The sequence below is a fragment of the Streptococcus sp. ELY_137 genome, assembly GCF_058314515.1.
In genome coordinates, this window is record NZ_JBZFUL010000005.1 from 132,174 (window position 1) to 144,073 (window position 11,900).

An 11,900-nucleotide genomic window follows, 5' to 3' on the forward strand; every position below is an offset into this window, starting at 1 on the left:
GACTAGTGTTTTTTAATTCATTTTCTTTAATTGATATGGATTATTTTGAATTATTGAAACCTAATGAAGTTAGCCAAAGCATTAATCCATATTTCAAACCTAATTTTTATTTTATTCTAGGCATACCTAGATGGTTTTTTGATGGACCTCCCAAAATTTCTAAATTTAAAAAGGGAAAATTAACACTAAAACTTATTTCTGATGATGATGACAAAATTAAAATTCCAGTTACAATAACTAATCCAGAGAAAAAGTTAGTAGACATAAAAGAGGTGGCTCTCTCTAAGGATTCTCGTTTTTTAACTATAAATGATAAGTTGAAGTATTCATCAATTGATGTAATGTTGGTTTATCCTAAATTTTATCCTGGGTTTGAAATTCTTTATATTAGTCAAGCTCAAGGGAAAAAACAGAGTCGTACAGCCAATGATAGATTAGCAAACCATCAGACATTCCAAAAGATTATGTCAGATGTAAATCAGGGAATTTTAGATTATGAAATTAGGATACTAACTTTTAACGTTAAAGAGACGAAAATGTCCACAACCCTAGGTGATAATCTTTTTCAAGATAATTTTTCGTACGAAGAAATAGAAAAAATTATCAAAGATAGAAATCAACTAGGTAGTTATTCGAAAAAAATACAAGAAGAGATAGATCAATTTCCCTCGTTAGAATCACAAATAAATATTGTCGAAGCAAAATTAATAAATTATTTTAAACCTCGATACAATGTAATGTTTAAAAAGGATGATGTTCCTAATAAGAGCCATTCGTCTTATAGAGATTACTTTACACAACACTTCAATTCTATGATTATTAATTTATCACAATTTGTCATAGAATCATCTTTTGCAGATTGTACATTCTATACAGATAGTAGAAACTTTACTCCTAGATATGAGCTAATAGATTACCAAATTGATGGAAACAAAAATACGATTGATACAATTTTAAGTTACTTGAAAAACATTAAATAATTAGAATAAATAATATAACAGGTGGTGAGAAGAGTGGTTGTAAATAATAAAAAAAGTATTTTAGATGCTTGGATTATGGTAGAGCAATTGTCAGAGGGAGATATAAAGAAAACAGATGAGCAATATAGAAAGTTTGGAGAAACCGATGACTTTAGTCAGCAACTGTATGATTTTATGTCGTTACAAAAAGAAAGGGAGAAACTGACTGATAGGGATTTTGGAGCCTCTGGTGTAGCTATCTATTGTGGTATCTTCCCTTTTCAAGAGATTGTAGAGAAGTTAAGAGAGCAATATAGATTACAACCAACTGATGAAGAACTATCAACATCAGAAAAATTTACATTTGCTTTATATTTCAACAAAGATTTAATCTTTCAAGAAAGCAAATTTTTCTTTACAATGAGCGGCTATATTCGTTATAGGAATCACTTGCCCGATGATTTTTCAAAGATTGAAGATGATGTAAGAGATGATGTAAAAAAGAAATTTGAAGATGGCATGTTTAACGATGTTTTTAAACAATTATTATCTGATTATAGAATTACACCAGACAATTGTAGGTATACTTTTGTAAAAAAATTAGAAGATAGCGTCCATTTGCATTCTTTTTTTATAAAAGATTTAAATGCTGCCAAAGAAATTTCAACGGGTAATCTAAAGCGATACTTATCTGGCTTTATAGGGAAAAGGATAGATTTAGATTGTCACCCACTATCACCTAAAATCAACATTAGTACTTTTAAAGATATACTGGAGCCCCAAAATTATCCATTGGGCCGATTTCCTAGTGAAGTGGAGCACTCACTTTCTATGATGCAACAGGTTGCGGTAAATCTATCATTAAATGGTAAAAATAATATTCAAAGTGTTAACGGCCCGCCTGGAACAGGTAAGACAACACTGCTCAAAGATATTTTTGCACAATTGATTGTTGAGCAAGCAAAGATAATTTGTGAACTAAAAGAACCCGTGTTGAAGGCGGAATTAGTTTATGATTCAACTGATAAAATAGCCTCTGTGCCGTTTTCAATTGCTGATAAGGGGATTGTGGTAGCAAGTTCAAATAATGGTGCAGTACAAAATATTGTTAACGAATTACCTCAAAAAGAAAAGATTGAGGGAGATGTATTCTTAGAGGAGTTAGGCAAGGCAGATTACTTTACAGAGATTGCTAATCAACATTTTAATACAACTAATCCTCAAGAGAATATAGATGAAAACTGGGGACTTTTTTCAATAGAAGGAGGCAGTTCACATAATTTATACCAGTTACGTTTAACTCTTGAAGAAATTTTAGACGAATTAATGCGAACAGATTACAGTAGCAATCCTAATGTATATCATGAGTTTAAGCAACAATATAATGAATTATATGAAGAGCGTCAAAAAACTCAACTGTTAGCAGATAAAACAAAAGAATTATCAGATTTAAAAGCTAAGAAAGAACAATTTGAAAATCAGTTTAACAAAGATATTTTAGAAAAAACAACATCATTAAATAATCAATTGGATTACTTGAAGGAAGATATTAAGGCATTAATTGATAGACAACAACGAATCAAATTAGGATTAGATAACACTACAAACCATAAATTAGTGATAGAAAGGCAGCTAAAGTTAGCGCAACAAGAGTTTGAGGTTGTAAAGCTACAGGCGCCAAGATTTTTATGGCTTAAAAAGCTGTTTGCCCCCACTGAAGTATCAATTTTTCTGGATGAACTTAATCAAGCGCATTCTCTCTTAAAGAAGTTGACAAATGAGTTTGTTGATACTGAGCAGCAATGTCACAGTCAATACACCGAACTTAAAGATTATGAAAATCGTATAGGTAATCTAAATCAGGAACAGATAGATAAACAGGAAGAGTACAATACTTGGATCAAGGTCCAAAAGAAATATCTATCTGATTTTCAAGAGAAAATTAATCGCCTACAAGAAGAACTTGCCCAGAGCAAAATTAACCTTTTTGATTTTTCACAACCATATGATCAATTACAAATGTCTAACTTCTGGTTTAACGAAAGATATCGCCAGAAACAAAGTATTCTTTTTATTAAGGCTATGGCTGTTAAAAAGCAATTTTTATTTGATAATAGGAACCATTTTGAAGAAGCGCTTAGGATTTGGAATAATCAAAGAAAATATTTATCTAAAGACAACGGACGGGAGTTAATTCTGCAAGCGTGGAACTGGATAAATTTTGCCATTCCTGTTATTAGCACGACATTTGCAAGTTTTGGGCGGATGTTTGAAAATTTATCTATAAATAGTATCGGTCATTTATTTATAGATGAGGCAGGTCAAGCATTACCTCAGGCTAGTGTGGGAGCAATTTTTAGAAGTCGGCGTATTTTAGAAGTCGGCGTATTTTAGTAGTAGGAGATCCATCGCAGATTCAGCCAGTTTTAAGTTTGGATAAAAATATTTTGGGTCTTATTGCTCAGCACCATAATGTAACGGATAATTATCTTTCACCACAAGCTTCAACACAGTCTTTAGTTGATGCAGCATCACAGTTTGGATTTCAAAAGTTAGACGGTACTTGGATTGGTATTCCTCTTTGGGTACATCGCCGCTCGAGTGATCCTATGTTCAGTATTTCTAATAAAATCTCGTATAACAACTTGATGGTGCAGGGAAAGATAGAGAAGCAAGGCGGCGGAAAGTGGTTTGATATAGATGGACTAGCTAAAGATAAATTTGTAAGTAGGCAAGATGAATTTTTAAAACAAGAATTACAGAAGCGGAAAGACGAATTTGAGGATATTTATGTTATTACCCCTTTTAGAAATGTTGCTTATCAACTAGCTAAATTATTGAATAAGATACATTTTACTAAATATGAAAAACGTGGAAGTAGTAAAAAGGGAAAACCTATCAATGTTGGGACAGTCCATACTTTTCAGGGAAAAGAGGCGAAGATTGTTTATTTTGTTTTAGGAGCAGATAAACAAAGTAAAGGTGCAGCAGTTTGGGCTGTTTCAGATCCAAATATAATGAATGTTGCTGTGACACGAGCTAAGGAAGAATTTTATATTATTGGAGATAAGGAGCTATACCAATCTTTAAATAGCCCAGTGATCAATGAAACAATTACAATTTTGAACAACTATACTAAACAAAGAAAAGGAAATTAACTAATGTCAAAACAACTTTCACCAAAATACAATCCAGCCGAGGTTGAGGCTGGGCGTTATCAAACTTGGCTAGACCAAGATGTTTTCAAGCCGTCAGGCGACAAGAAGGCCAAGCCTTATTCCATCGTGATTCCACCGCCAAACGTAACTGGTAAGTTGCACCTTGGACATGCTTGGGACACGACCTTGCAGGATATTATTATCCGTCAAAAACGCATGCAGGGGTTTGATACCCTTTGGCTGCCTGGTATGGACCATGCGGGGATTGCGACGCAGGCCAAGGTTGAAGCCCGCTTGGCCGAAGACGGTATTTCCCGCTATGACCTGGGGCGTGAAAAATTCCTCGATAAAGTCTGGGAGTGGAAGGACGAATATGCAGCAACCATCAAGGAACAGTGGGGCAAGATGGGAATTTCCGTCGATTACTCACGTGAGCGCTTCACCCTTGATGAAGGCTTGTCCAAAGCGGTCCGCAAGGTTTTCGTGGAACTTTATAAAAAGGGCTGGATCTACCGCGGTGAATTCATCATCAACTGGGATCCCAAGGCTCGCACAGCTTTGTCCGATATCGAAGTCATCCACAAGGACGTGGAAGGTGCCTTCTATCACATGAATTATATGCTTGAAGATGGCTCCCGCGCTCTCGAAGTCGCAACCACCCGTCCAGAAACCATGTTTGGGGATACAGCTGTCGCAGTCAATCCAGAAGACCCACGCTACAAGGACTTAATTGGTAAAAATGTTATTCTGCCAATCGTTAACAAACCAATCCCAATCGTAGCCGACGAACACGCTGATCCAGAATTTGGAACAGGTGTTGTTAAAATCACACCTGCCCATGACCCTAACGACTTCTTGGTCGGTCAGCGCCATAACCTGCCGCAGGTCAATGTCATGAACGACGATGGAACCATGAATGAACTGGCTGGTGAATTTGCCGGCATGGATCGCTTCCAAGCCCGCAAGGCGACGATTGCCAAATTAGAGGAAATCGGCGCCCTTGTCAAGGTCGAAAAGATGACCCACTCAGTCGGTCACTCAGAGCGTACTGGTGTTATGGTTGAACCTCGCTTGTCTACTCAATGGTTTGTCAAAATGGATCAGCTGGCTAAAAACGCCATTGCCAACCAAGATACAGATGATCGTGTGAACTTCTATCCGCCACGTTTCAATGATACCTTCCTCCAATGGATGGAAAACGTCCACGACTGGGTTATCTCCCGCCAGCTCTGGTGGGGCCACCAAATCCCTGCTTGGTACAATGCCGATGGTGAGATGTATGTCGGAGAGGAAGCGCCTCAAGGTGACGGCTGGACACAAGATGAAGATGTCCTTGATACTTGGTTCAGCTCGGCTCTCTGGCCATTTTCAACCATGGGCTGGCCTGATACAGATGCCGAAGACTTCAAGCGTTACTTCCCAACCTCAACCCTTGTCACAGGTTATGATATCATCTTCTTCTGGGTGTCTCGTATGATTTTCCAATCCTTGGAGTTCACTGGTCGCCAGCCTTTCAAGAATGTCCTGATTCACGGTCTTATTCGTGATGAGCAGGGTCGCAAGATGTCCAAGTCTCTCGGTAACGGAATCGACCCTATGGATGTTGTCGATAAGTACGGTGCCGATGCCCTGCGCTGGTTCCTCTCAAACGGCTCTGCGCCAGGTCAGGATGTGCGTTTCTCTTACGAAAAGATGGATGCCGCTTGGAATTTCATCAACAAAATCTGGAACATTTCCCGCTACATCCTCATGAACAATGAAGGCTTGACTTTGGATCAAGCGACAGCCAATGTCGATAAGGTCGCTGCGGGAACGGCAGGCAACGTGACAGACCGCTGGATTCTCCACAACCTCAATGAAACCATCAGCAAGGTTACGGAAAACTTTGACAAGTTCGAGTTTGGTGTGGCCGGTCACATCCTCTATAACTTCATCTGGGATGAATTCGCCGACTGGTACGTGGAGTTGACCAAGGAAGTCCTCTACAGTGACAATGAAGACGAAAAAATCATCACTCGCTCAGTCCTCCTCTACACACTGGACAAGATTCTGCGTCTGCTGCATCCAATCATGCCGTTTGTAACAGAGGAAATCTTTGGACAATACGCTGAGGGCTCAATCGTCACAGCAACTTACCCAACTGTTAATCCTGCTTTTGAAAATGAAGCTGCGCACAAAGGCGTAGAAAGTCTCAAAGACTTGATTCGTAGTGTTCGAAATGCACGTGCAGAAGTCAACGTAGCCCCAAGCAAACCAATCACTATTCTTGTCAAAACAAACGACAGCGACTTGGAAAGCTTCTTCAATACTAATGTCAACTACATCAAACGTTTCACCAACCCTGAAAAGCTTGAAATCAGATCAACCCTTGAAACACCAGACCTTGCCATGTCAGCCGTTATCACAGGTGCAGAAATCTTCCTCCCATTAGCAGACCTGCTCAATGTCCAAGAAGAACTCGAACGTCTCAACAAAGAGTTAGCCAAGTGGCAGAAAGAGCTGGACATGGTCGGCAAAAAACTCAGCAACGAACGCTTCGTTCAAAACGCCAAACCCGAAATCGTCCAAAAAGAGCGCGACAAACAAACCGACTACCAAGCCAAATATGATGCGACAGTAGAGCGGATTAAAGAGATGGAGAAGCTTGAAAGATAAGATTTGCTTATCACCCATCAACCCCATGTTCAAAATGAGCATGGGGTTTTTGATCCATGAATAATCATTTTAATTTGGAAAAAGTTATATAAAGTTATATAATAAAGTGAAAGTTATATAAAGTTATATACGAAATAAAATGTTATATAATTAAATATCAGTAGCGAATTGTGCAAAAAGGGAAGATTTTTCTATTTCGCTTGATCCGTAGGCGTCCTAAATTTCTTTGGGTCGCTTAATATCTTAATATAAGGAGAATTTAGATGGCAGCTAATCCTTTTACATTGGGCTTTGGAAAACGCCCTCATACCTTCATTTCTCGAACATCTGAGATTCAATCGGTTATAAATGACTTTAATGAAGAGAATTCCGCCTCCCAATCCTATCTTATAACCGGTGTACGCGGATCGGGTAAGACAGTAACCATGACGGCTATTGCTAATAGTTTAAAGGAGTCCGGTGACTGGATTGTTATCAATCTTAATCCTAATCGCGACTTACTTAAAAGTTTAGTTGCCAAACTTTATGACATTCCCGAACTCCATCAGTTATTTATCAAAGCTAAGTTTAATCTTACTTTATTTGGTATTGGTGCTGCTATTGAGAATGTGCCTCCGATCAATGATATTGAAGTGGCGTTGGAGAAGATGCTGGCTCAAGTAAAACTATTAGATAAGAAAGTTCTTGTCACTATAGATGAAGTAACGAAGACTGAAAATATTAAAATTTTCACCAGTAGCTTTCAGCTCTTGATACGTGAGGATTATCCTATTTTTCTACTTATGACGGGGCTTTATGAGAATATCTATGAGTTGCAGAATGATGCCACACTTACCTTTCTTTACCGTTCGCCTAGACTGGATCTAGCTCCACTGGATAAGATTTCTATCAAGAAGCGTTATCGTAAAATCTTTAATCTTACCGACGAAAAAGCAATCAATATGGCCAATCTGACTGCTGGCTATTCCTTTGCTTTCCAAACTTTAGGTTATCTCTGCTGGAAAAATAGAAACTATTTAGATAATCGTAAAGCCTTGCTTGAAGCTTACGATGAAGCCTTACAGAGTTATGTTTATCAAAAGATCTGGTCAGAACTCTCAGGTCAAGATAAAAAAGTCTTGAAAGCCTTGTCTAGGCAGTCAAAGACTCGTGTTAAGGATCTCAGAGAAAGTCTCAATTTTACCCCAAGTCTTCTATCTGTATATCGTGAACGCCTCAAACGCAAAGGTCTAATTGATACGTCAGAATATGGCTATATTTCCCTGACGCTACCCCGCCTAAGCGACTTTATCCTAGAGTATGAAGGGTTGGAGTAGAGCAATAACACTATGATATGAATTAGGCCGTTGGTAATAGAATAATTTGTATAAAAGAAATAGCGAGGTTAAATGATATGGCTGAGTCAAAGACGAAACGATTACTTTATTTTATGTCTGAGTTAGAAAAGGGAAATCAGATCAATAAGGATGCGTATCTGTCTAAGTTCAAGATTAGTGATCGAACAATGAAGGAAGATATCAGTGAACTGAAAGCCAATTTAAAAGAATTGCGTCCTAACATGCATATCAAATTTTCACGAAAATATGCATGCTATTATGCAGACTATGAACAAGGGTATGGAAATTTAAAGTATAATCAAGCAGTCATTCTCTCAAAAATCTTATTGGAGAGCCGAGCCTTACGAAAAGATGAAGTCTCTGAAATCATTAATATTTTTGTGGAACGCGCAGTTGATGATAAAGAACGTACAAGAATTAAAAAATTAACTCAGTTTGAGCTCAATAGCTATCAGGAATTAAAGTTTTATCGAGAATCTAATAAGTCTATTTTGCCGATTATTTCCGCTATTTTTGATGCAATTGTCGATCAGCGTCCACTAGCTTTTAGCTATACAAAGCCCTCTAGCAAGATTGAAGAGTACATTGTTTTGCCCATTTCTGTTATTTTTGATAGTCATTATTTTTACTGCATTTCTTACAAATTAGATGAGAATTTTAAGAGTCAATATAAACTGCAGGAATTAAGGTATTTTCGGGTGGATAGATTTAAAACTATTCATAAGTCTACTGTAAATTCTGCTTTTTCACTAACTGAAGAAGAGCAAAAACGACTTATTAAGGATGAACAGGTTCGATACCAGACTTTCTCAATGCTTTCTGATCAGAAATGGGTGAAAATTCAGTTTAAGTATACGGGTAAATTTAGGGATGTATTAGAAGCGGATATTCCAAAATTGAAAATCATTAATGAGTTGGAAAATGGTATTGTCTATGAGATAGAAACCCTGAGTTTATTTGGCTTTCAGAAATATATTCAACGTTTTGATGGAGATTTTATATTTCTGGATATAAAAAGCATAAAAAAATAACTATGATTAATACAGAAAATATTTTTTGAGATTCAAGTAGAAGTACATATTTTATGTGCTTCTATTTGTATTTTTAAGGGAAAAGTTATATAGAATACGTAATTTAAACTAAGACGCCGAAAAACATGTTTATTTAATGTATTTTTCTGATATACTTTAGATGTTGAAAGGATATAGGCCTATACGAATCATTTCGATATTGTTTATTTAAAGTGTCGATTTGTTTATATAAGTAGTTTGTGAGGTGGATGAATGATTTTAGCACATTATGAACATGAAACAGATAAGAAACAGTCATTAGAGGAACATTCTTTTAATGTAGCTAACAAAGCAAGAGAAGATGCTGACTCTATTGGGCAGGGAGATTTGCTTTTTTTGCTAGGCCTTTATCATGATCTAGGAAAAGCCGATCAAAAATTCCAAGATAAATTAACCAAGAATCCCGCTATGCATGTTGACCATTCCTATGCTGGCGCTAAGTATTTGTTTCGTATGGTACAACAAGCGGTAAAGGCTTTAGAGGTAGATAGATGGTTAGTATCTACTTTTAATGATATAGTAGCCTATGTTATTTCTGCTCATCATGGTATGTATGATATTCCCATGTCCAATGATACTGAAAATAGTAGTTTATTTGATAATAATAAATTACACTATCGTATTAGAAGAAAGATGGAAGATTACCATTTTACAAGTGATGTTGTGGGATTTGCTCAGGTACTAGAAAAACAATTGCCAAAATATGGTTATCTGAATTTAAACGATTTAATAGATAAGGCTTTCGAAAATTTTCAGAAAGCTTGGAGCAGCCTCTCTGTACAAGACAACAGCGAGCGTGATTTTTATTGTTCTTGCTTTGTTAGATTGTATCTATCTTTTCTAAAAAATGCAGATATTCTAGATACTATCAATGCCTATGATTTATTATTAGAGCCTTTTAATCCTGAGGAATACAAGACTTTGCAAGAGTCTTATTACAAATCAGTTGAGGATTTATATGCTAGTTTTGGAAATCCTAAAACAGAATTAAACCGTGTCCGCACAGTGATTGGTGAACGTGTTAAGCGGCGTGGAATTGAAGACTCAAGTGGAATCTATCGGCTAAATCTACCAACAGGTGCTGGAAAGACTAATTTGAGTCTGCGTTATGCTGTCCATCAAATGCGACATCAGCATAAAAAACGTTTTTTCTATATGACGCCCTTTTTATCTGTTTTGGAACAAAATGCTTCAGCTATTAAGAAGATTATTGGCAAGGATGGCGTTCTTGAGCATCATTCAAATATAGTTCAGGAACAGGATGGGAGCTATGATGAATTTGGCGATGAAACATGTCAAAATTTGCAAGCGCAGTATCTAACGGATAGCTGGAATAGTCCAGTTGTGCTAACGACCATGGTTCAATTTTTTCAGACATTATTTAAAACAAAGTCTGCCAATATTAGGCGATTTTCAAATTTGACGAATAGTGTTTTGATTTTAGATGAAGTACAATCGTTACCCATAGAAGTTACCACACTTTTTAATTTGACGATGAATTTTCTTTGTCAAGTGATGAATGCAATGATTGTGCTTTGTACGGCAACCCAACCTATCTATGATTCTAGGAAGATTTCCCATCGATTAGTCTATGGCGGGGAAAATACAGAACTGCCTGATATTGTGATGCTTACGGAATCAGAGCAAAAAGTATTTACTCGTACAGAATTACGAAAGTTTGATGACAATGATAATAAAGTGACTCTAAATGAATTGGCAGCTGCCATTATAGAGAATAATCAGTCCACACTTATTATATTGAATACTAAGCCAGCTGTTGCAAAATTATATCAACTTTTGGAGGAACAAACTGACAGGCCACTCTATCAGCTTTCTACAAACATGTGTGCTCAACATCGCTTTGATATTATTGAAAAAATAAAGTCAGAATTAATTCAAAATATTCCTCTCATCTGTGTGAGTACACAATTGATTGAAGCAGGTGTGGATGTGGATTTTGAACGTGTGATTCGCTCTTTTGCTGGTATTGATTCTATTGTACAGGCGGCAGGTCGGTGCAATCGTGAGGGTAAACGGACTATGGGGCAAGTAACCTTGGTTAATCTATTTGATGAAGAAGAAAATCTAACTTATCTGAAAGAAATTCGTCAGAAAAAAGATTCAACAGAAGCCATTTTATTCCAGAAAACATCACCCATCAATGTCACTGATTTGAATGTTGACTTTTTTGAAAAATATTATGCTGACAATAAAATTCAGATGGATTATCCGATATCTGATAATGAGTCAATCTATGATTACCTTAGTCAGAACACCTATTCTACACAATTGACATCAGGTAAATTACGGCAGTCGTTCAAAAGAGCTGGACAAAAGATGGACTTAATCAAAGATGAGAGTATTGGTGTCTTAGTTTCTTATGGAGATGCCGCTGATCAACTAACTATTTTAGAAGAAAAATTATCAGAGAATCCCTATCCAGTTGGTCAGGAGTTGTTAGAAATTAAGCAGGAACTAAAACAATTGCAGCCTTATACTGTCAATCTTAGGGAACATGATGAGCTTCTAAAAGCGACGAGAGCATACTTAAATGGACAAATTTTTATATTGCAAGAAGAATATTATGATGATGTAGCTGGGATTAAAAAAGATACCAGTAATGTTAATTTGATTTTTTAGAAGATTGACTTTTATGCAAACCAGGACTAAAATAAAAGCGTTTTACTGGATGTTGTGAAAATAAGGAAGATTGGAGGAAAG

7 protein-coding genes are annotated in these 11,900 nt (G+C 36.7%); all 7 read left to right on the forward strand.

The window, feature by feature from the left end:
* Positions 1-5 precede the first annotated feature (5 nt).
* Positions 6-980 (forward strand): type I restriction endonuclease subunit S, encoded by a 975-nt coding sequence (locus AC4HAO_RS05685; RefSeq protein WP_491134846.1) that lies wholly within the window; start codon positions 6-8, stop codon positions 978-980.
* A gap of 33 nt (positions 981-1,013) precedes the next feature.
* On the forward strand, positions 1,014-3,353 hold the full coding sequence (locus AC4HAO_RS05690) for an AAA domain-containing protein (protein ID WP_491134847.1): 2,340 nt from the start codon (positions 1,014-1,016) through the stop codon (positions 3,351-3,353).
* 38 nt (positions 3,354-3,391) lie between these two features.
* Entirely contained in the window at positions 3,392-4,117 is a 726-nt protein-coding gene (locus AC4HAO_RS05695) for a DEAD/DEAH box helicase (protein WP_491134848.1), read from the forward strand.
* A gap of 3 nt (positions 4,118-4,120) precedes the next feature.
* Positions 4,121-6,772 carry a valine--tRNA ligase gene (locus AC4HAO_RS05700; RefSeq protein WP_491134849.1) on the forward strand — a complete coding sequence of 884 codons (2,652 nt, stop codon included), beginning with the start codon at positions 4,121-4,123 and terminating at the stop codon, positions 6,770-6,772.
* A 263-nt stretch (positions 6,773-7,035) separates the two neighbouring features.
* Positions 7,036-8,088, forward strand: coding sequence for a DUF8462 domain-containing protein (locus AC4HAO_RS05705; RefSeq protein WP_165209872.1), 1,053 nt, complete (start codon positions 7,036-7,038; stop codon positions 8,086-8,088).
* Positions 8,089-8,165: 77 nt separating this feature from the next.
* Positions 8,166-9,140, forward strand: coding sequence for a WYL domain-containing protein (locus tag AC4HAO_RS05710; protein WP_491092538.1), 975 nt, complete (start codon positions 8,166-8,168; stop codon positions 9,138-9,140).
* A 252-nt stretch (positions 9,141-9,392) separates the two neighbouring features.
* Positions 9,393-11,819: a CRISPR-associated helicase Cas3' gene (gene cas3 / locus AC4HAO_RS05715; RefSeq protein ID WP_491134850.1), complete on the forward strand. Its 2,427-nt coding sequence runs from the start codon at positions 9,393-9,395 to the stop codon at positions 11,817-11,819.
* The last annotated feature ends 81 nt before the right edge of the window (positions 11,820-11,900 follow it).

Coding starts and splice junctions, on each gene's coding strand:
- AC4HAO_RS05705 (WP_165209872.1), top strand. CDS start 7,036: ATGGCAGCTAATCCTTTTACATTGGGCTTTGGAAAACGCCCTCATACC.
- AC4HAO_RS05710 (WP_491092538.1), top strand. CDS start 8,166: ATGGCTGAGTCAAAGACGAAACGATTACTTTATTTTATGTCTGAGTTA.
- AC4HAO_RS05700 (WP_491134849.1), top strand. CDS start 4,121: ATGTCAAAACAACTTTCACCAAAATACAATCCAGCCGAGGTTGAGGCT.
- cas3 (WP_491134850.1), top strand. CDS start 9,393: ATGATTTTAGCACATTATGAACATGAAACAGATAAGAAACAGTCATTA.